This window comes from Proteus sp. FME41 (assembly GCF_014897315.1).
Taxonomy (GTDB): domain Bacteria; phylum Pseudomonadota; class Gammaproteobacteria; order Enterobacterales; family Enterobacteriaceae; genus Proteus.
In genome coordinates this window covers 1-22,862 of sequence record NZ_JABUYL010000025.1, presented here as the reverse complement: position 1 = coordinate 22,862, position 22,862 = coordinate 1, and the positions used below count along the sequence as shown (strand labels likewise).

The window sequence follows — 22,862 nt, the reverse complement described above, 5'->3', positions numbered from 1 at the left end:
CCCCCTATTAATTAGGGGGAAATCAGTTAATAAAGGGTTTCTGGTAATTTAAAACGAGTAAACAATCCGCCAAAGAAGGGATTATTAGATTCATCGATGGAGATTCGGTATGCCATATCACCACCATCAAGGGTAAATTTCACATCGAAAGAATGTGGTTTGATATTGGAGAGTTTGCCACCATTAATCAGTCGCATTTGTGCCCAAGGTCCATTAAATAAAAGTGCTCGTGGTGATTTATCACCAGAAATAGGAACTAAGGTGAGTTTGCTTTCAATATTTGAACGCATTGAATTAGGCCAAACCATGTGAACGGTGTGACTTCTACCGTGTGAATAATCAAGTAATTGCCCATCAAGATTTAAAATACTGCGACGCTTATTGCCAGCCAGAGAAAGTGCTTCAACGGCAAATTGTGCTTCTAAATTACCTTGTGTATTAAAAAAGGTATTTCTAATTCTATTCGCAATCTCGAGTTGTTCTAATACATCAGGACGAATAAGAGATTGTCCATCACTGTTTTCAATCAGATTATTTTCGACAAAAAGGCGTAGGTTTTGCTGATAGAAACTATCTAATGTGCCATTAGGCTTAAAAAAGCGTTCAAACTCACTTAAAGGTACATCTTGTGTGGCTGTCGTATTGAATGGATAGCGATCAATAATATAGGTGTGATACTGGTTAACCACTGTCTCATTCCACTCAACTTCCATATAGCGAATGGCTTCTTTTTGTACCACATTCCAAGCTTGATCGGCCAGTTGACCTACCCAACGATTCATAGGTTCAGGCAATGTTTTAGCTGATTGGGATAATTCAAAAATAATGTCGCGGTTATTATCTTCAAGGCGAGATGTCACGGCTTTTAATGCAGCTTTACCGGGGACTGGTGAGTTATAAATAGCCAATAAATACCGATGAAGTTCATTTAATTTTTGATTGAGATTTTGTAAATTCTCACCATTATTACTGACTAAAATTTCAGTTTGGGGCGAAAACTCTTTATCTAAACGGGTGAGTAGTTTGTATTTTAACTCATCCATTAATGCCTTTTGGTCAGCAATGGGGAGTGAACTCTCTATTTTCGGTAATGTAGTATTGTCTCTTAATACTTGTAATGCACGGCGTATTGGTTGTTCACCACTGATAATTTGCTCTAGTGCATTAATCTCATCTTGTAGCGATTCAAACTCTCTTATTTCAAGGTTACTCATCGCCGCACGCCACTGGGCGGTATAATCATTCAGATATTGTTCAGTGATTTGACGTTGGATCTCTTTACGATCACTGTCACTATATTGGGTATTTGTACTTAAATTTAATACCCAAGCATCTAAAAAGGTTAAATCCACCAGCTCATCATTATGTTGAGTAAAGTAGTTTGTTAATCCATATAGCGTTAAAAGTTGTGGCATTTGAAGCTTATCTTCATTAATGGCTGAAAAAATACTGTCAAAGCTTGGGCCAACTTGATGACGTATATTTAATGGTGATGAAAGAACTTGGTTCGCTTTAAGACGTAATGTCTGATAAACACGTTGATAAAGTGGCAAACGACTTAACTCTTTCTGTGCAGTGTTAATAGCTTGAGTAAAAGGGGTAAATGCATTAATTGCCGTTATTTCTCCGGCTTTACGCTGAGCTTGCCAATCGGTATGTTTTAATGCGTATTGTAAATGAGACATTAATTGAGATTGGATATCGCGCTGGCCTGTAAATAAGTGACTCCAATAATTGGCCATAAAGTTTTCAACAATCTCATTATTACGTCCGCTTTTATCTTCAAGCATGCGCATAATACGGAGTATCTCTAGTTTCTCCTCGCTTCCTGTTTTGGCTTTATTTAATTCAACCAATAAGGAATTCATCATTGAAGGCAGATAATGTTCTGTGATTAATTGAAGATAAACATTTTCTACATAAGGACCAACCCGCTTTCCTTGATATAACCCAAGATCAGAGAAGGTATCATTTTTTTCGCGATAATTACCGTAAGCTAATGTGGCATCTAATAATGGATTAAGTACCGCTAGTTGCTCTTTTCCGGCCATATTGGTGGTAATGGTGGCATCAGAAGAACGAAAGGCTTTCACTTCGTTAAGCACATTTTCACCCGACTGATAATTCTTGCTGTAATAGTGGCTCCAGCCATTCCACAAAGCGATAATGCCAACAAAACTGATAGCAGAAGCTAATAGGACTCTTCTACGATGCTTTTTAAGCCAAAACTGACTTTCAGCAGCCAGATTGGGTTCTGATAACAAAACATCTTGAAAAAGTGATTGCGTAAAATAGCTGTGTGTTTCAGCAATTGGCCATGTTGCTAAAGGTGCTGTGGGTAAATGATATTGAACCGATGCCGTTTGGCTAAATATATTATCAACTTGACCGACTTGTGTCGCTGATGTGAGGTATACGCCCCGTAATTGAATGTCCTGTTGTTTATCACTGGATGTTAATGCATTAAGTAGATTAATAACGTTACTTTTTAGCCCTTGTATTTGTCTAATAAAACTAAATAACTGAGTGCGTTGACTTTCATCGACGCGATTAAGCATCATTTCAGGAAGGGCGCTATTCATTTGGCTTACCCATTGTTCCCAAAATACATTAAGGTCTTTTTCCCAACTGTTTTCGCTATGTAATCGAAATGTCACACCTAATATTTCATCACGTTGTTTTACTTCTAGTGACTGAAACATGGCATCAAATCCCTGTAATAAATCGAGCTTTGTAAACACGATATAAATAGGTAATTGACTATTAAATGCGATACGAATTTCTTGTAATCGCATATGTAATGAGGCAATAAATTGACTGTTTTTTTCTTTGTCGTTTGTCAGTAGTTGTAATATATCAACAGTAAGAATAATGCCATTCATTGGCTGACGAGCACGATATTCATTTAGCCAGTTTAATAATTCATTCCATAAACGGTGATAGAGTTTGGGTTTGTCTAAAATAAGATTAGGTTGTGTGATTAGTTTTCCTTCAGGAATTAACAATATCGCCTGATCAGCAAGTTGTATTTTAATATGCAAAGGTAATTTTTGTTCGCTGACTATATTTTCAATCGGCGCAATATCTAAGGTATTTAAGCTGTTTTTTAATAATGTATTTTTACCACTTCCATCAGTGCCTAAAACAAAATACCAAGGCTTTTGGTAAAGTGCATTAGTATGCCCATTTTGGTGTTTGAAAAATTGTGATTTCCAGTAATTTAAATAACGAGTTTGGTGCTCAATATCATTACGGACAGGATCGATAATGGCTAATTCAACATCTAACTTCAGGTCTTCAAGTTTTTTAACACGAAGCCACGTTGCAATGCCGACCCAACTGACAACAATTAGAATAGTGATAACCGTCGCTAACCAGCGTGCACTGAGTGATCGTAATGGATAATCCCCTTTGAATTCATAATTAGCTCCCCACCACCAAATCCAAATAACAAACAGTGCTGGAATTACTGCAATTAAAAGTAAAAATAAGGATTTAATTTTTGATTTATCAGCGAAGAAAATTTTTTTTATAAAATCCGTTATTTTCTTTCCAGAAAGAAATGACCAATTCATTATTACTATTCCCTATGAGAAGACAAATTCTGTTGATGTTCGGCTTTTGATGCCAGTTGATTTAATAAATTAGGTTCCCATTCTGATAATGAATATCGAATTGCATCTTGATAAAGCTGATTAAAATAAACCGTTGCAATGGAGTTCATCTTTGAAGCTTCAAAAAGCTGTGCTGAGAGTAACTGTAAATAAAATCGCTGACGGGGTTCAGTTGTTGCTGAAATTGCGTTATCAATCATCAATAGAGCGGCATTAAGACCTTCTTGTTCAAAACAGGTCATGATGTCTTGTTGTTCGGTTTGTAGAGATAACGATGAGTTGACTTTATTGTTAGTGTTATTTTCTAAGCAACTTAACCATTGATGGGTTTCTTCTGAAATAAAAGGTGTCATGTCTGAGAAATAGAGATGGTTAAGCTGAGGTAATCGAGTTAAAAACAGAGAAAGCGCTTGAGCAATTGCTGATGAAACGTGAGACAACCCTAATAATTGTGCGGTTTGAGCTGCGATAAAATGCCCATCTAACCAATACGGTGCTAGCGTTAAGCTTTGCTCAATGTCATTGAGTAAAGTCAGCGTAGGCTGTACGAGTTGCGCTCTGTAATCGGTTACTCTATCAATTGCCACCGCTGCTAAAGGTGTTTTTCCTTGCTTATCGCTTATGGGAAGCGTTTGAATATTATGCCATATGGCATACCGACGTAAGTGATAACCCACCGCATCGTTTGGTGCTTGTTCACAAAGAATACCTGCAATTTTTAATAAAGTTTGTTTCCACTGGCGGTCATCACGTTGATTAATGTCAATATGAGGAGGCTGTGTAACAGAAGAGGGAATAGAACTTACTTTTGTTTCAGAAGGTGTTTTTACCTCATTAACGGACTCTGTTTTCGCTTTTTCTTCAATCGAAATGATAGATTGTTGAGTATTTTCAATATGTTGATAAGTTTTTCTCAGTTCATCCACTTGTGCCGATAAATTAGGCTGACTGGAATGCCAAAATTGCGCTAAATAGGCAAATTCACCCAAAATATCATCACGCTGTTCAGGTGTTGCTTGCTGACAAAAGCCATTTTTCACTGATTCAAATCGTTTAAGAATTTGTTGTGCTAAGCGAGGCTTTAAACGTGGATGATTAGGATAACTGGTATCCCAATAATGTTGCATATAGGTGCTAGCGACAGTAGCAGCAAGTACGAGCTCTTCAGGCACGGCAGCATGTTGTAGTGTTCTTAGAAAATGCACCAATAGACGAAAATCTTTGGTTTGCGTTGCGAAGAGTTGTAATGCTCGATGTTGAATATCATTAATATCTAAAGTGTTATGGCTTAGTGAGCCAAATTTTATCATTTCACTTTCGATATATTCCCAATCAGTACTGTTTTCATCAAGCTGACTGCTGATTTTTGCCTCATCCAGAGGGGCTAAAAGTTGTTCTCGCCATACACTGAGTGTTTTTGTTGTCATTATTATCACCAATGGCAGGCTGAACGCAGAGGTTTTATCTCTTTGTTAATGCCTGAAATATTAAAGATGAGTTGTTCATCATTCGCTAATTTAATGGTTAACTTTTCGCTAGAGAGCAGTTGTTTGATTTCATCAATACCGGGTATTCCGCGACTTGCTTCAAGCAAGTAACCGTTTTCACGTAGAAACCATTTACTCTTTAATTGGGTTTTATCTGTGATTAGCAGGATACTTCCTGAGGTTTGCTTTTTTGATAGTGCAATTTGCATACGGGTAATGTTGTCAATACAACTGATCATGAGAATAGGGCGCGGTGGTAGATATCCCATGGCTGGTATAGTCATAATAACGGGATAAGCGCTCTTATTATTTGCACTTACCCTAAATCCTGCAGTGTGATTTTCACGTTGCATTTCATGTTCTACCGCTAAACGCCAGATATCACCCATTGCACTTACATCAACAGGAGAGACTGGTTTGTTCTCAACGTTAATGTGGTCATAACAAGATAAGCGAATAAGTTGAGATGACTCTTCACGGCACTGTGAGAGTGCTTGTTCAATAAGATTGATTTCATTCTTTTTCTCTTTATCGTTCTCTTGAGCAAAAACACGACTCATCGAAAAAAAAGCCAGAAGAATGAAATAAATAGATCGCGAATACATCATTTAAGACATCCATATTTTTTTAATTTATACAAAAGAGAACGCTTCGAAATATTTAAATTTTGAGCGATGACATTGAGGTCGTCATTACTGTTTTCTTGTTGGTAACGCAGAATTGATGCTTCATAGTGTTCAGTTGCCAACGTGAGATCGTTTACCTCAGCGAATGCATCAGTTGAGATTTGTGTTGGTGTTAAATTTGATACCGATAATGAAAGTAACGTCTTATTTATCTTCTCTTCTTTTTCTTGTTGTAATTTCAATAAATATTGCAGATCAGAAATTTTCTGCTGGGATTGAGAAAACGTTAAAATATGGTTTAATTGATGATGAAAAACATTACAGTAAATAGAGAAAATCCCTTGTTCATAAACTGTTTCATCGAGATCTTCCCCTAACATAATAATTAACCCATAAGGTTTATTACTAAGATCAACAAAGGGAATACTAAATAACCCGCAATGCACAGGTTGTTTGGCAATAAATTGCTGTAAAGCATGATCGCTAATATAACTGCCTTGTTTCAAATCATGCCAGAGGATCGGTTGTGGTCGTGACAGAAGCTGGATCAACGGATGATCTGCTTCTGTAATATCGACATCTAAATGTTTTTTCTCTACTTTTTCACTAAGATCAATACTCCAGCTCTCTAAGCGGTTCTCTGATTTATTAATCATTGAAACAATAAGTGCGCTAAATGGACTGCGCGGCATACTGAGCTCAAGAAATTGGCTGATCAGTGAATCCACATCTAAACAAGTTAAGAGAGAGAGCGCATTTTTCAGTCTATGCTTCATAAGTCTACATTTACCTCTGAAATGAATTGGTTATCTTGTGTTGATAGCCGTATCGTCCTGATGTCTTCATTTTTTGCACTGTGTTGCAGCAGTAGAAGTGAAAGAGGTGGCAATAATGCACCATCAATAATGGATTCTAAAATTCTGGCACCATTTTCTGCTCTTGAAGCACGTTGTAATATTTCATCTGACACCGTCTCTTCTAGCGTGATCTCTGCGTGAAAGCGTTGCGTTAGTAATTCAATTAAACGTGCCAGTTTGTGGGCAATGATTTCTTTGAGAATAGCCTGCGTTAACGGTAAAAATGGAATAACTTCCATACGTGCTAAAAGCGCGGGCTTAAAGAAGGTGGTTAATTCTGGATAGAGGGCATCATGCAATTCATCCGGCTTGTCGGCATTAGCCATGATGATGTGATCACCTAAATTAGAGGTGAGGAAAAAAGCAACATTTTTACAGTCAATAACACGACCTTCACCGTCAGCTAATTCTCCCTTATCAAAGGCTTGATAAAATAGGTTTAAAACATCGGGGTGTGCTTTTTCCACTTCGTCCAGAAGTACAACGGAATAAGGTTTTTTACGAATGGCCTCAGTTAATACACCACCTTCGCCATAGCCAACATAACCAGGTGGTGAACCAATCAAGCGAGAAACAGTATGTTTTTCTTGAAATTCAGACATGTTGATCGTGGTTAAATATTGCGTTCCACCAAACATCAACTGAGCAATTTGAATTACCGTTTCTGTTTTACCAACACCACTTGGCCCAGCCAATAAGAGCGCGCCCAGTGGACGACCTGAGCGGCGTAAATCGGCACGAGCCGTTAATAAATGCTTATGAAGATGTTTTATCGCGAGTGATTGACCTTTAATACTCTGCTCAAGGTAGGTTGGTAGCTCTGTTACCACTAATAGTGCATCTTGTGATAGGCGATTAAGGGGTACACCTGTCCATTCTGCAATCACAGCAGCAATTTGTTTTTTATCAACATGAGGAGACACTAAAAGAGTATGTTGATGTAGTTCATCTAACTCATTATTTAATGTATTTAAACGCGATTTTAGCTCATCACTGTTATTTTCAACACTTTCATGGTTTGTTTTTTCTTCAAGTGTTTCAGTTAATGTTAATAATAATGTTGAACGTAATTCGATAATTTCACGAACAATGTTTTTCTGTTTTTCCCACGCTTGCTGCAATACATCTATTTGTGAATCTATTTCAATAGATTGTGTTTCTAATATCACCAAGCGCTCTGTGTGATTTTTTAAACCTAATTGCTGTTCACGAGTTAACACATCGCATTCCATCTTGGTTTGATGACGTTGTGTTTTTAAGGCTGATAATTGTTTAGGGGGTGTCGAAAGATTAATAGCGGCACGCGCACAAGCTGTATCAAGGACATCAATCGCTTTATCAGGCAGTTGTCGTCCTGAAAGATAACGTTCACTTAATTGTGCTGATGCACAAAGTGCTTCATCATCAATAAAGACGTGGTGAGCGTGTTCATAGATAGAGCGCAATCCACGCATAATAATAATGGCTTCGTCTACAGTGGGTTCTTTAACTTGAACAAGTTGAAAACGGCGAGCTAATGCAGCATCTTTTTCGAAATATTTCTTATATTCACTCCAAGTCGTTGCTGCAATGGTGCTTAATTCACCACGAGCTAATGCCGGTTTTAATAAATTGGAAATATCTAACCCACCTTGCTGATTTCCCGTACCAATCAACGTATGAGCTTCATCAATAAATAAGATAATAGGAGTGGGTGATTGTGCAACTTCTTGCATAATACCTTTAAAGCGTTTTTCAAATTCGCCTTTAACGGCAGCACCCGCCTGTAATGCTCCTAAATCTAATGTTAATAACTCGCATTTTTTGAGTTTTTCAGGGATGTCGCCCGCGATAATACGTAAAGCTAACCCTTCAATTAAGGCACTTTTCCCCACACCTGCTTCACCCACAACCACGGGATTGTTTTTACGGCGACGGCAGAGAATATCAATCATTAAATCAATTTCATGGTCACGACATAAAACAGGATCGAGTTGATTATTTCTTGCCTGTTGTGTCATGTTTTGTGTAAATCGGGCAAGCATAGAATCAGACTGAGCACCTTTGTGTGCTGATTTATTCGCTTCTGTTAGTGGTGCTTCTGCTGATGTCAGTGTCCATTCATTAAAATTAAGTTTGAGTTGCTCTCTGTTGATTTGAGACAACAATTCTACTGCTGGTTTTGAGAGATAACGATGAGGTATTTGCAATAAGGCGAGCAATAATACGCCTGAGCGTAATTCATTATGACTAAACTCTGCCGAAGCCAGTAGCCAGCTATCTTTCAGCCATTCCACTAACAAAGGAGAAAAATTAGGGTAACTTTGAGTTATGTTTTGGTGCTGTATCGTGTTGAGCTTTAAAAGCTCAGTTAACTTGATTGGATTGATATCAACTTGATTAAAGATAGTGCGGATATCGGTCAGTGGTGTATCCAGCAATTGTTGTAAAAATTGGTCTACGGTAATTTCAAGTTGCTGGTGGCTTACACAAAACGCAGCCGCATTTTCTAAAGCGTGTTTAGCAATAGGGTGAAGTCTATTGACTAATGTTGAGAGATCAATCTGGATCATAAGGGCGTCCTAGCTAAGAAGTGTATTAAGCTGTTCCAAAATATTGAGAGTTTGATGTCTCAATCTAGAAGCATAAACAGTGTAAATAATGGTGGCGAAGATCAGCGAGCCAATGACGATATAACGGATCCCAAAGCGCTGTCCTAAACGGTATTGATGTGATTTTTTTCCATTTTCTTTATATAAAATAATAGGTTGAGCATCACCTTTATGTTGTTGGATCTGTTTTTGGAGTTGACGAAGTAATTTATTAAAGTCATCTCCATAGCCATTACTGACTTTATAGCGACCGCGATAGCCAAGGCATAAACAGAGATAAATAAATTCTAATAAATCGAGGTAGCGCTTGGGTTCACCTAATAAGCGTTCGATTAATACGAAAACCTTTTCGCCACCCCACGATTCATTATGAAAATGAACGAGTAAAGATTGTTTCACCCAGTCATTATCTTGATCCCAACCCAGCTCTAATGCTGCTTCATCAATAAATGTGCATAACACATAGCGGAATGAAACAATGGCTCCTGGCTCGTAGCCATGTGTCTGGAGTCGTTGTTCAATCGCCTGAATATCTGTTACCACTTGCTGAAAAAGCTTTTCTGAAAGTGGCGTTACAGACATCGATTTCATTCTAATGACCATGCCCAATAAAGGAGTAGCAGCATCAATCATTGGATTGATGTTGTTACCACGTAATGGCAATTGATATGATTTAAAGCCCACTTTTTTTTCAGTAAACTCTTGTATTAATGATGAGTCACTCATGTTGCGTTCCACTTCTTATTGCCCAAAGTTGAATATCAAGTTCAGGGAATTGCCCTGAAACGTGGAATGCAATACTTCCGTGTTGTTGAATATCGGTCCAAGAATCACCTTGTGGATCTAAGCGGAAATAGGTATAGCCAGAATGATAAGGTAACTGACGAGGTGCCGTTGATAGTGCGATAAAACCGACTCCTGGCATTTGAACGCTGACTAAATCACGAATTTGATTTACTGAAGTGACTTTTGCCTGCTGAGCAAATTGGCGACGCAGTTGCTCTTGAGGTAATTGAGCTCGTACCGCAATAATAAATTCAGCACTTTGAAGAAGTTGTCTGTCATGGATTGTTGCAACTCGAATTCCATGTTCTTGTTTTTGCAATGGAATAGGAACAGCTCTTGGGGTTAAGACCACACTTAAGGCTTGTCGAATAGATTTAATCAACGGCAAAAAGCCAGATGCTAAGTCATAGTGGCGATAAATCGGTAATTTATCAGGCAAGCGAGAGCCATTAGTAAATGTTTGAATTTCGCCACTAAATTGAAGTAATTCTCTGAAGAGTTGTTCAGGATGAACAACGGTTTGTTTAGATAAATGTGAAAATTGAGGATACGCACGATTAAGTAGCTGTAACATCATAAATTCAGCTACATCAGCAATTCCTTGTTGACCAGGTGAACCAATACGCTCGGCTATTTGACGTCCTCGTTCAAACAGTGCACCTTCAACTTCAGCTAAAAACTCAGCTAAAATTGGGCAGATCTGAGAATTTAAACAAGTTGGGATATAGTTTTTATCCAGAATTAAACGGCCATCAGCGCTGATCTCTCTTATTTTGCAAATCGGCAACATCACATAAGCGTCTAGCTCTGTTTTCCCTAATTTTAAAATAGGATTAAGTTTTGCAATATTAAGCTGGCTGATGTCACCATTTTCAGTGTGTAAATCACGAACTTGTGTTAACACATCACTATAACGTGCTAATAAATGGTTGCCATTATGGGAATGTGAGATCTCACTGACTGTACTGTTTTGTAATGGCAATGCCAAATAGATAATATTGTCACTGCCTTCATTAATTTGTGAAATATCTATAGGCGAAGGAAGATTATCTTGCTGTGGGATCGAGAACAGCGTGCCATCTGGCATAATCCCCGCAGCTTCTTTAAGACCAATACGACCTAGGCTTAATAATTCTGTATTCAGTGTCAGTTGACTTAAACCATAGTAATGAGCGTGATACGTTTTTATTAGCGTTTCAATAATATAATCTTGATAACGTTGTTGCTGCTGAAAATGTTGAGGTTTAATAAACAACCCTTCATGCCATATCACTTTGTTTTTTGTTGACATTGTTATTGATCCTCTTCTTTTCTAAATTCAATTTCATTTTCTTTGATATGGATTAGCAGAGTGTAATGACGACCAACTCCATTGATTTTTAATATTTTTTTCCACTGAGTTATATTGGCATCAGAGTAATAAGCAATGATCCCGATGTATTTGTTCTTCTTATCTAGTTCGATAAGATCGAGAGGTTTATATTGGTCTGGTAGTAGGGTGTAATCTTGATGATCAATATAATTTCTTTTTAATAATTTTTTGAGGTCACAATCCTCTTCAATAATTTGGTCTTGATCTAAAGAGGCAAAGATAGAATCTTCATTCATATACACAATTTGTAATTGAACAGGTGTTGCCTCTCCTTGATAATTAGGATTGATTTCAGGCTCGGCTAATAGCGTGAATGCAACAACGGAAGGTTGGTCTTTTTCTGCGCCCACGGGTATTGAAGGATCCCACATGACTTTGCCTATTTTTGAGACCGCTTCAATAGGACCACTACACCCACTGAGTAGAGTGCTTGCAAAAATAAAAAGGAGATAAGTCATGAGCGTTCTTATCGACATATCACACCTCATCAAGCCCTTGTCTTAAGGCTCGGTCATAAGCGTGGGTATAAACCTCATAAAATAGTTTTTCAAATCCTTGTTGGCGAGATGACGCTAACTCATTGTAATAATTGGTATACATTTCCCATGCCCAAGCGCTATCACTAGGGCTGTTATCGTAACTACGGCGATAATGAGAAAATCGTTTTAATAAGTGCTGAGGAGAAAAGGCTTCTAGCAATGTTGCTAATGCGGCAGAAATGGCCTCTTGATTAGCATGATAATGTAATTGAACATTATGTAAGCTTTCTGCCACTGCCGAAGGTGCGGATAAATGTACTGGGCTACGTTCATCAGTAAACATTAAACGCATAACACTGTCGTATTCATTGTTTAAACGAAGTGGATTATCTTCAATGGGACGTAGCTGCTTATCTTGTAAATTTTCTTGCTGTTGTAATGCCAATAAGCCTTTAATCGCAGATTGTGTAGTTTTTCCTAGTTCAATCAGAAAATCATTCGCTTGCTGGGAATTTTGTAAGTTAAGGTGTACGCCCAGTCCTTTCATTAATGGGTTAATAGCAACATAGTCAACGTCTGCATTTATCTCATTATCTTGAGATGTAATTTCTGGTAAATCCATAAACTCTTGAACCATAAGATCTCCCTGATTATCTGAACGAGGCGAAGAAAGTGAGTAATGACCTGTATTTGGAGAAGACGGCTGAATAAGCTCTAAGCTTTCGCTTTCAAGCGCTTTTAAGGGATCATGCGTCATTGCACCAGAAATCGTTGGAGCCAAAGACATGTAGTTTTCTACTTTATGAGTAGAGGAGGTGTTTTTTTGCAGCAGGGGATCGAGTGGATTATCATCAGCCATAATCAACGACTGTGGCGTCATGGCCATTAGATCCGGCTTATCGTTTTGTGTTAAATTAATATTAACGGACAAGACTAATTGGCCAATCCTGACTTGATCATTTTGCGATAGGCAAATTGCACCAATATCAATGGGGATCAGCGCATTGTTAATATAAACAGGCTCTGAAAGTGTTTTTAAACAAAATTGCTTATCTTGCCAAACAATAGCGCATTGTGTGGGAGCAATAGATGATTGAGTATCTTGTATTACCCAATGTGATTGTTTACTGCTACCCATAGTGCCACCAAGTTGGGTAAATTGACTATTTGGCACATAGCCACTTTCAAGCAACTCACTATTGATTAAGCGAAAAGAGATTGTGGGTAAATAATTATCCATAAATATTATTCCAAAATAGTCATTGTCACACTGGGGGTTGCTTCAGGTTTTCCTAGAAAACTTTGCCAACCTAATTGGTTGTGTTGTTCTTTCCCTAAGCAAATTCCATTGGCTTGTTTATCTGCAATACGTAGGCGTAAATCCCATGCAAGTTGTTCATGCATGATGTAAGAAACAAACGTGATGAGCGATAAAAAATCTTTGCCATTAGGCAGAAATGACATATAACGTTCAATCGGTAATCTACTGATTTCAATGGTAAATTTACCATTGCAATCATAGATGTGAGAACCTATATTAAAATTTTCACCTAACACTATTTTAGGGCGAGATTTTTGTCCTGAATGACGAGCAACAATCCCTAAACGATTCTGTTGATCTTCAGGAATAGGCACTTTGCGTATTTCCCATCCGATTAACTCGACTTTTTCTAAGTCAAAGCAATGGGAAATTAAGCTACAGATAACATCAGGGGAACGGCTAGGACTAGCAAGTAATCCGGCATAAGCAAGCATTTTGCTGTGGTTGATATTCATCATGCCACGATTGACTTCACTTCCTAATCCCACAAGAGAAAACATATAACGGGAAAATGCATCATGGCCACCATCTTCAAAGCAGATGTAATAGCGGTATTTCCGCCATATGCGGTGAAGCAATGTGATTAAGCGATGATTAAATAAATTCAGATAATCAGTCAGTTGGTTAGTTTGTTGTGCTTCTTCCCATGCAAAATGATCGAGGTAATAGCCTGGCAATGGGGATTGGCTACCATGCAAGCCTAAAAAGGAAACTTCTAAATCGAATTGACCTTGTTTATCTTGGCGTAACGAAACGACATCTCGAGTTGGAAATGCGGTATTCGCGCTTGATCTAAACTGAATAGCGCTTTCATTATTCAGTACTGTTTTTTGAGTATGTAATTTATTAAGCAACTCAACTAATTGGTAAAAGCTATATTCAGTAATAGATTTGCCAGCTTTATTATTTAGCCAGCGTTCTATTTTCTCAATATCTGCTATTTGAGTATTTGCTGGTTTATTTTCGCTGGCCAAAGATAAATTTCCTTATTATCTAAATTAATGACTTCCAATTCGTGAAACATATTAACACTGGTATAAAGGGTGAAGAATTGTGCTAATACAGAACAAAATAGATACATTGCACCTTCTGAAATAAAAGCACTTTGATGTATTGATAATGTTGTTTTTACACCTCTAACAGGCAAACCTTTATATAAATATTCAATAGACTCTGTTTTTAAATCTGTTATTGCATCAAGGCATTTTTGCGATTGACGCGCAGATTGCTGATAAAAAGTCGCTTTAAAATCATATAATTGTAAAATCTGCTTGAGTGCTGTTAAGCTTAATAAAGATTGATAATTAATAGATAAGTTAGTGAGTTCTGACCAATACAACGTATTTCCTAACAAAGGATAAAGCGCTTTTGTTGGTTTAATGATATTGCTTGCCGATAAAATGCCTGAAATAACCGTATATTCATCAAGTTTTATCGAATGAGAAGATAAAGAAGACGCCAAAGTACGATTAGTGCAGTTCATTGAGACTGAAATGCTCTCTTCACAGTTGAGCCAATTTTCTTCATTATTTCGCACAAATGATAAAGTATGTTGATAACCATAATTGGATTTGTGATGTGCGATTTTTAAGCGATAATAGCCAGTCCTTTCTGGATTTTCTTGATTATTTTGATGATGAAAACTTTCAAAAGCGGTGTAATGCGTAATATAAGCACGTTGATTTGGAATATACCGTAAACCTTGAATAGTATTTATTGAAAAAATATCATAGCAATCTTGTCTTTTATGGCTTTTATTTAAAACATATTCTGTTTCTTTTCCTGTCAAATTAATTGCTTCACTCTCCGATTCAAATAAATTAACCGCAGGAACACTATTTATTTTTACACTATCTTCTGTAATCAGCATCGCTTCTGGAATATCACAATCAAATTGAATTGATAATCTAAAAGTATCAGTATTTAGAGCGGGTGGAATATTGTCTAATCCCTTTAGAGCTAAAGACATAAAGGCCTGAGGAAAACAAAAATACTCTTGTAATAAACGATATCCCTCATAGCTATTTTTGGGGTAAGGCAAAAGCGAGTCTTCAGCATGAAAGCCGATAGGCTCGACAGAGAAGTTATCTAATGCAAATTGATGTTTATCTGTAATTATTTTGACTTTTTTGACTTTATTGTTTAATAAATAAAATAGCTGAGTTGTCGTATAAGAAAGTCCATTAAGATAAATACACAGTTTCTCTAAGCCAACTGTTGCTAGTGGCTGTAATTGGTTTAGAGAAAAATGAATATCCAGCGTATTTTTATTTTGGGTCATATGAGTTATCTGTGTTGGGATCACCCATAAATCGCGACATTGTGTAAATTGGCATTGGTGCCAATTATCATCATCATTCTCAGATAAATCATTTTGAATATATTGCGGACGACTAACAAATGGCTGCCCTTTCATTATTTTAACAGCACATTTTTGAGAGGATTCAGTTCGATATTCCATTATTGTCATGCTAGGAAAAGGGCGTGCATAAGCAGGCCATAGCATATTCACTAAGCTGTTTGTCAGTTCAGGAAATTGTCTATCTATTTGTTCTCGTAAATTACCGGATAAATAAGCAATACCATCTAAAAGACGTGCGACATCAGGATCACGTACCTTTTCAGATATTTGATTAATAAGCTGTGGTTTTTCAGTTGCGACATACTGTTCAAGCTTATTTAGGTAACTTAATTCATTATCAAAATAGTGATTTGAAGACATATTAAAATTGCGTCAATTGGTATCTACGGTTGCTGTCTAATTGCACATTAAATTCAATAAACTGATTTTGATTTTCTAATAAAATAAAAGCCGTAATATTAAATTGTAGTGACAACGGTTCTGCTTCATTTTCTATAAAATGAACAGTGACATTGGTTATTCTAGGTTCATAAGTGGTAATGCAATCTGCAATAATATTGGACAAATAAACCTTGAAATCGACTCCTGTTAATGTCGCGTCATTTAAATCAGGCACACCTAGAGCCGGTGTACTTTGGCAACCTAAAGGTCTGCTATTTAAAATTTGATTTAAATTTTGCTTAATTGACATGAGTAACGCTTGGATTTTGGCGCGTTGGGAAGAGCCTATACTCTTCCCTTGAATGCGCTCAAATAAACTGGAAGTGGGGTTATCTTCCAAGTTATACAGAGCTGTCATCGCACTTATTCCTTATCTAAGCGACCAACAAGTGATAATTCAAAGTTTGCACCCATATATTTAAAATGAGGACGAACTTGAATAGCCACTTGATACCAACCTGGATCACCATCAACATCCAGTACTTGGATTTGAGCCGAGCGAAGAGGGCGTCTACTACGAACATCTGCGGGTGGATTTTCTTGATCCGCAATATATTGTTTTAGCCAGATATTAAGTTCACGCTCAAGATCTTGACGCTCTTTCCATGAGCCAATTTGTTCGCGTTGTAGTACTTTAATATAGTGAGCTAATCGATTGATAATAAACATGTAAGGAAGCTGAGTACCTAACTTATAGTTAGTTTCTGCTAATTTTCCTTCACGTGTATTAGGATAATTTTTCGGTTTTTGTACCGAGTTTGCAGAGAAGAATGCTGCATTATCGCTACCTTTACGCATCGTTAAGGTGATAAAGCCTTCTTCTGCTAATTCAAACTCACGTCGGTCAGTGACTAAAACCTCTGTTGGGATCTTGGTTTGTAACTCACCCATAGCTTCAAAATTATGAACAGGTAAATCACCAACAGTACCGCCACTTTGAGGGCCAATAATATTTGGACACCAGCGATATTTAGCAAAGCTGTCATTAATGCAACTTGCTAATAAGAATGCAGTATTGCCCCATAAATAATGCTCGTGATCTTGTTTCACATCTTCAGAGTAATTAAATAACTTAATTGGATTTTCTGTTGGTGAATAAGGTAAGCGCACTAAAAAACGAGGTGCGGTTAAGCCTAAATAACGTGCATCCTCAGATTCGCGTAGTGAGCGCCATTTCGTATGAGCAGGGCCTTCAAAGACAGATTTCAGATCTTTAATAGCGGGTAATTCAGCATAACTACTAATACCTAAGAAATTAGGCGAAACGGATGAAATAAAGGGAGCGTGAGCCATTGCCCCCACCGCACTGACATATTGCATTAATTTTAAATCAGGTGTGGTGTTATTAAATGCATAGTTCCCAATCACTGTCGCAACAGGTTCACCACCAAATTGACCATAACCAGAAGAGTAAACATGCTGGTAGAACCCAGATTGAACAATCTCAGGTGAGAATTCAAAATCTTCTAATAGCTCTTCTTTTGTTGCATGTAAGATATTGATTTTAATGTTTTCACGAAAATCAGTACGATCAACTAGCAATTTTAGTGAACGCCATGATGACTCAATTTCTTGAAATTTCGGTGCATGTAAGATTTGGTCAACTTGAGCACTTAATTGTGTGTCTAACTCAACGAGCATTTTATCAATTAAGAGCTTATTAATCGGCTCTTCTTCTGATGGATTAGCAAAAATATTACTAATAAAAGCAGCTACACCTTGTTTAGCAATATTATAGGCTTCGGTTTCTGGCGACATTCTTGATTGCGCCATAATTTCGTCAAGCAAAGAACCACTAGATATTGCAGCCTGTTCTTGTTGTGCTTCATTAACTAAAGACATAAGGTCATCCTCTGTAAACATTATTTTTGGCTAGCAATATCAAGTTCTTTCAGTAACTGTTCGCGTGTTGCTTCATTTTCCAGAAGTTCTTGCAGACGTTTTCTAAAAGCAGGGATATTGCCAAGAGGGCCTTTTAGCGCAACAAGCGCTTCTCTTAGTTCTAATAGTTTTTTTAGCTCAGGAACTTGGCGTGCAATATTGTCAGGAGAAAAATCTTGCAGTGATTTAATCTCTAAATTGATGTTAAGGTCAGATTCACTTTTTTCATCTAATGCATTTGGAACCGCAATATTAAGATTAATACCCGCGTTTTCCATAACAGAATTAAAGTTGTTCTGATTAATAGAAATGGTTTTCCGATCTTCAATCGGGGTTTCTTCTGTCTTACCTTTCATATCACCCACGATCAGCATATTTAAAGGCAATTCGACTTCAGATTGAACACCACCATCATTAGGGATGTATTTGATATTAATACGTTCTTTTGGCGCAACACTACCAAGAGTATTTTTACTCATTTAAACTAAGCTCCTTATTTAGCTTAAGTTCTTAATTAAATACTCAACGTGTTGTGAATAATTTAAATTAAGAAATACCTATCCTAGGTAATAATATAATCACCTTATATGAGTTTAATTTTCCTGGTAGAAACAAAATAATAACTAAAAATAAAATAATAAGTAATTTTTCTAATATATGCATTTAGTTTTATATAAAACCGTCCTTGAGTCAATAAGAAATATTTAATTGTTTTTACTTTTCCTTACAATTAATTAGTATTGTATTTAATTTAAATATAATGATTTAGCTTTCTAAGTAAGTTTTTTTATCTGTTTTACTCATATTATGCAATTCGATAGGAATAAATTAATTTATATTTAATTTAAATTGCAAATATGGAAAATGGAAATTTCATAGTGAATTATTTATTTTATGTAATGGTAAGTCTAAGATAAATAAGGTTAATTTATCTTAGGCTTCATAATATTGTTTTTTTTAGATTTTAATATTTTTCTGATGAAAAATAGAACGGTTTTATAAGTAGTGATAATGTTACCAGTGTTTATTATTATGTTGGTAAATTAAAATGGAGGTGAGGTAGGAAATTAAGTTAAATTAACATGTCAGAATTTAAAAGAAGTGCTTAAGTATTTTTAAATGTGAGTTATAGAAATGAGAGCGGAATTATTTATAGATTATAGTGAGTTTGATATTTAACTTAAATAAAAATAACCAATTGCACTGGATATTGGTCAAATTTAAAATAATTTGATAGAACTCAGTTTTATCCTGTGAGTTTTTTATCTATTTCACTCAAATATAAAGGAACATTATAATATTCTCTCTGCTTTTTATTGGTGTCAAGTTGATAATTTTGTTGATGACAATAGTCTTTTTTATTTACCTTTAATCATAAAATTGATCTAAATCTTGGTTTCGTGATGTGATCATGTTTTTTATAATATCGATTGTAATTTCGCCATATTGCTGATCTTTTAAGTATTCTTCTTGATAACTTAATTCATAAAGAGAGTAGGCAATATTAAAGTGATCTAAATTTTCTATAATATTTAAAAGTTGAATTGAAAAATTAAGTTCATATGTTTCATCAAATAATTCTTTAACAAAAATAGGTTCACCTAGAGCGATATTTTTTAGTATTAAACTTATTTCTATATTAAAATAATGACGAATAATTTTAATTAAATCTACTTTATTAGTTTCTCTATTTTTAATAATTAATGCAACTTTCATATATTCTCTCTTTAATTAAATTTTTATATTAAATGACTTTCGTATTAATGCTTTAAATTATGATATTGATGTCATTTTTATTTATTGATTTATATTGTATCTTGTTTAATTTATTGTTTTTTTGTTTTTTTGTTTTTTTGTTTTTTTGTTTTTTTGTTTGGTGTTGGTTGTTTTGTTAATGGTATAAACTTATCATGGAAACTTTAGTTATAATGTTCTATATTATCCACTAATGTTTTTCTTTATTTGCAATTAACTCTCTTTTTTATTTCATCCTGAACTTTTATTATCTCCTTGTAAAAAAAAGGGGGCAGTGGTAACTTCATTAAGGATTTTTAATAATAGATATATATCATCAACTTTTCTGGATGTGATAAATTTATTCCCTTTTTATCTAAAATAAAATTTAATAAGAGATCTATAAAAACCCTCATTAAAGCTAACTTTATTTAAGTTTAACATGTCTATTAAATTTAGTAATTAATTAATTTTTCTTCAAATAAATACTTGCAGGTTTCCATCTATCGCTTAAGCCTCTAATTATAGATAACTCTGTTTGCCTTAGGTGTACATATAAAGTAAGTAAAAATTCATTATAATAGTAGTAAGTAGTCATAATAATTTATAGTTTTCTCTCATCGTACGTTCTCACCACGATTGTTTTTTATATATTGCCCCGTGTCCTTATCATAGTAGCGAAAGCGATTGTAATACAAGCCACTTTCTTTATCTTCATATTGTCCGGCAAACCGAAAATGACATTCGGTATATTCAGGGTCGTTATCGGCATAATCATCGTGAGATTGCCAAAACGCCATTTGTCCCCAGGTATTTAACCGTCCTGCCCAGCTGACAATGCCTTTTTCGCTAAAGATTTCGCGTGGTGTACCTTGATGGTCAGTGACGACATAATGCAGTTTTCCACGTTGATAACGGGCTGTTGGGGTGATTTCGCCGGGTTGATAGAGCCACTGAATTTGCGAATCATAAGCCGGTGTGCCATCGGCATAAATAGGGGTCTCTTGCACCATTTGGTCGCCAGACCACAGGTAATCAACACGCTGAATGCGTTTATTTTTAAACGGTGAATTGGGCGGTGAAATAGGGCGATTATCGACCACCTTACTTTTGCTTAGTCGTCGCCCAAAGGCATCGTAAGTGTAACGCCAACATTCTCCTTCAGGATTAAAACAGGCAATAAGTTGATTAAGCGTATTCCATTGGTAATACCATGTTTTTGCTCGAAAACCGTGTTGATGAACCCCTTTTTGCGTTAATCGACCATTAATATCATAGTGATAATCTTGATAACCTTTGGCGGTGATACGGCGAGTGACACGGCCTTTTTGTTGCTGTTGTGTCAGTTGTAAAAACGCACCTTGTGCATCAGACGGAATAAACTGGTGCTCGGTGATATTTAAGTTGTTATCGTACTGAAACTTCTCGCTTTGGCATTCAAACTGGTTGCTGTATTGGGTTTCAACAATTTGGTCGTTGGCGTTATAGCGATATTGTGTGCGGTTCCAGCGAGCATCATCAATATTGACCAGATTAAAGGCTTTATCGTATTGATAATTATAAATAGAGTAAAATTAGATGATGTTACAAGGCCGGATAGACCAATAAGTTTTTCCGGCTTGCGTCTAAATGTAGGCTAATATGTTGTTGAAAAATTAATTCCTGTAATGCTTAATTTATTTATTTCTTTAAAAAGCTCTTCATTTATAATCAAAACTCTTAAAAATGATTTAGTCAATATTACGATGGGTTCATTATTTAGTATATCTTCGTTTATAACTAGTTTCTCTATTTCATCAAAATAACCACGATCCATCGTATAGATGGATTTTTCTTTATCAATAAAATCTATATCACACAGTACATGAGCAAAATAAAAATTATTCTCATATATTGTTTTTTTATGGATAAGAGAAACAGGAAAGTATTCTATTTTAGAATTAAATCTATCAAATATATCTTTTAACTCTTTGGAAACTATTAATATTGGGCCACTCATAAAAAATCAGTGGGCTTATTTTTAGATATTACTTTTACCATTAATCTAGGAAAGTTATTTCCTAATTTTTCAGGTAAAGATACTTTATAGTCTAAAATCTCTTGTATGTTTTCGACTACAGCATCTGTATAATATTCATCTTCATATGTTTCTTCTATAATATAATACATATTGCACTAGATATTTATTATAATAAGCTTTTTTGTTAACTTAAAGTTAAAAATCAAGATAGCCACCTATAGCTTTTGAGGGCGAAATGTTATTTTCTATTTCAAGCTTATCAATAAATTCTTTAAAGTCATGAGCAACTAATGTTAATCCTGAAACAATTTGTTCATTCTTAAAAAGGGAGAATTCTTCATGATCCCAAAACCATATAGTGCCTTTCATATTTCTTTGGGTACATATACATATTTGATTTCCACCAGATGAAAAACCAATGGGTATTAATTTCATTTCAAGATCATTTTTATACGTTTCAATCATTTCAAAAATAGTATATTCATTATTGATATTATTTAAACCATAAAAATAATCGATAGTATCAAATCCTTTATCATCGGCCCACGGTGAAGATTCAATACCTTTGAAAATTACTATTGCATCAAATTTTACATTACTGCCAAAATATAATAAAAAATCATGATAATCCTTAGGTAATACACCTGTTATTCTCTCAAGATTTTCTAAAAGGGTAATTTTTTTACTTACTTCAATGGAAGTAAACCTTACTTTTAAGGATTTAAGTTTGTATATCATTTTTTACCTTTATTTGAGTTTCTCATATCGGATGCTGAACCGATGTGTGGAACGTTTCCATGCAAATCAGTTGGTACTAAAATTATCTCTGTTGTGCTAAAGTGATGTGGAGTAATTTTATTTGTTGATAACAAATCTTTAGCCGCAGTTTGTGTTATTCCTTTTTGCTTAGCAATATATTTATATACTTCTGTAAAGTCATTTCTACTTCCATCAAGAACACCAGCTTCAAATATTATAGAACCTTTTGACCAAGGTGAAAAATCTGGCCGACCATTTGAAAATGGCACAGGCTTACCACCAGTGACAGCATTAACAAGTTTGTTATTAGAGAACCAGTTGCTTTCTCCTGGTACACCATCCCAATATCCATTGGTTTTGGGGAGGCGAGTTCCACTCAACCCAAACGGATCTATCCACCCCGTTGGACAATGCACATACCCATACGGATTAAAGCCACCTAATAATCCGATAGGATCAGGCGAAATATATTGCCCTGTGTCCTTATCATAGTAGCGAAAGCGATTGTAATACAAGCCACTTTCTTTATCTT

General features: G+C 35.8%; 19 protein-coding genes. All 19 read right to left on the bottom strand.

The features are described 5' to 3' along the window. Positions 1–26: 26 nt before the first annotated feature. Positions 27–3,575 carry a type VI secretion system membrane subunit TssM gene (gene tssM / locus INT04_RS17070; RefSeq protein WP_193017299.1) on the bottom strand — a complete coding sequence of 1,183 codons (3,549 nt, stop codon included), beginning with the start codon at positions 3,573–3,575 and terminating at the stop codon, positions 27–29. 5 nt (positions 3,576–3,580) lie between these two features. Beyond that, complete coding sequence (gene tssA / locus INT04_RS17065; RefSeq protein WP_193017298.1) at positions 3,581–5,041, bottom strand: type VI secretion system protein TssA; 1,461 nt, start codon at positions 5,039–5,041, stop codon at positions 3,581–3,583. A gap of 5 nt (positions 5,042–5,046) precedes the next feature. Continuing rightward, positions 5,047–5,709 (bottom strand): type VI secretion system-associated protein VasI, encoded by a 663-nt coding sequence (vasI, locus tag INT04_RS17060; RefSeq protein WP_226894157.1) that lies wholly within the window; start codon positions 5,707–5,709, stop codon positions 5,047–5,049. Continuing rightward, entirely contained in the window at positions 5,706–6,503 is a 798-nt protein-coding gene (locus tag INT04_RS17055; protein WP_193017297.1) for a Fis family transcriptional regulator, read from the bottom strand. The genes vasI and INT04_RS17055 overlap by 4 nt, the downstream gene beginning before the upstream one ends. Further along, the gene (gene tssH, locus INT04_RS17050; protein ID WP_193017296.1) at positions 6,500–9,136 is read right to left on the bottom strand and encodes a type VI secretion system ATPase TssH; all 2,637 of its coding nucleotides are present in this window, start codon (positions 9,134–9,136) and stop codon (positions 6,500–6,502) included. Before tssH ends, INT04_RS17055 begins: the two co-directional genes overlap by 4 nt. Positions 9,137–9,145: 9 nt before the next feature. After that, a complete protein-coding gene (icmH, locus tag INT04_RS17045) occupies positions 9,146–9,901 on the bottom strand; it encodes a type IVB secretion system protein IcmH/DotU (RefSeq protein WP_193017295.1) in 756 nt (251 codons plus the stop codon). After that, a complete protein-coding gene (gene tssK, locus INT04_RS17040; protein ID WP_193017294.1) occupies positions 9,894–11,252 on the bottom strand; it encodes a type VI secretion system baseplate subunit TssK in 1,359 nt (452 codons plus the stop codon). Before tssK ends, icmH begins: the two co-directional genes overlap by 8 nt. A 2-nt stretch (positions 11,253–11,254) precedes the next feature. Next, entirely contained in the window at positions 11,255–11,809 is a 555-nt protein-coding gene (gene tssJ / locus INT04_RS17035) for a type VI secretion system lipoprotein TssJ (RefSeq protein WP_193017293.1), read from the bottom strand. A 1-nt stretch (position 11,810) separates the two neighbouring features. Further along, a complete protein-coding gene (tagH, locus tag INT04_RS17030) occupies positions 11,811–13,052 on the bottom strand; it encodes a type VI secretion system-associated FHA domain protein TagH (RefSeq protein ID WP_193017292.1) in 1,242 nt (413 codons plus the stop codon). Between the two features lie 5 nt (positions 13,053–13,057). Continuing rightward, positions 13,058–14,107 (bottom strand): type VI secretion system baseplate subunit TssG, encoded by a 1,050-nt coding sequence (tssG, locus tag INT04_RS17025; RefSeq protein ID WP_193017291.1) that lies wholly within the window; start codon positions 14,105–14,107, stop codon positions 13,058–13,060. Then, entirely contained in the window at positions 14,071–15,855 is a 1,785-nt protein-coding gene (gene tssF, locus INT04_RS17020; protein ID WP_193017290.1) for a type VI secretion system baseplate subunit TssF, read from the bottom strand. Before tssF ends, tssG begins: the two co-directional genes overlap by 37 nt. 1 nt (position 15,856) lies before the next feature. Further along, a complete protein-coding gene (tssE, locus tag INT04_RS17015; protein ID WP_193017289.1) occupies positions 15,857–16,294 on the bottom strand; it encodes a type VI secretion system baseplate subunit TssE in 438 nt (145 codons plus the stop codon). 5 nt (positions 16,295–16,299) lie between these two features. Continuing rightward, on the bottom strand, positions 16,300–17,778 hold the full coding sequence (gene tssC, locus INT04_RS17010; RefSeq protein ID WP_193017288.1) for a type VI secretion system contractile sheath large subunit: 1,479 nt from the start codon (positions 17,776–17,778) through the stop codon (positions 16,300–16,302). A 20-nt stretch (positions 17,779–17,798) separates the two neighbouring features. Next, positions 17,799–18,296, bottom strand: a complete 498-nt coding sequence (gene tssB / locus INT04_RS17005; RefSeq protein ID WP_193017287.1) for a type VI secretion system contractile sheath small subunit — start codon at positions 18,294–18,296, stop codon at positions 17,799–17,801. An 889-nt stretch (positions 18,297–19,185) separates the two neighbouring features. Then, positions 19,186–19,533 (bottom strand): hypothetical protein, encoded by a 348-nt coding sequence (locus tag INT04_RS17000; protein WP_193017286.1) that lies wholly within the window; start codon positions 19,531–19,533, stop codon positions 19,186–19,188. Positions 19,534–20,168: 635 nt separating this feature from the next. After that, positions 20,169–20,654: an RHS repeat-associated core domain-containing protein gene (locus tag INT04_RS19500; RefSeq protein WP_319022974.1), complete on the bottom strand. Its 486-nt coding sequence runs from the start codon at positions 20,652–20,654 to the stop codon at positions 20,169–20,171. 533 nt (positions 20,655–21,187) lie between these two features. After that, positions 21,188–21,550, bottom strand: a complete 363-nt coding sequence (locus tag INT04_RS16990) for an imm11 family protein (RefSeq protein ID WP_193017285.1) — start codon at positions 21,548–21,550, stop codon at positions 21,188–21,190. Positions 21,551–21,766: 216 nt separating this feature from the next. After that, positions 21,767–22,309 carry an SMI1/KNR4 family protein gene (locus INT04_RS16985; RefSeq protein WP_193017284.1) on the bottom strand — a complete coding sequence of 181 codons (543 nt, stop codon included), beginning with the start codon at positions 22,307–22,309 and terminating at the stop codon, positions 21,767–21,769. Further along, the coding region (locus tag INT04_RS19380; RefSeq protein WP_319022973.1) for an RHS repeat-associated core domain-containing protein at positions 22,306–22,862 on the bottom strand (557 nt) is incomplete at its 5' end. The genes INT04_RS19380 and INT04_RS16985, both read right to left, overlap by 4 nt.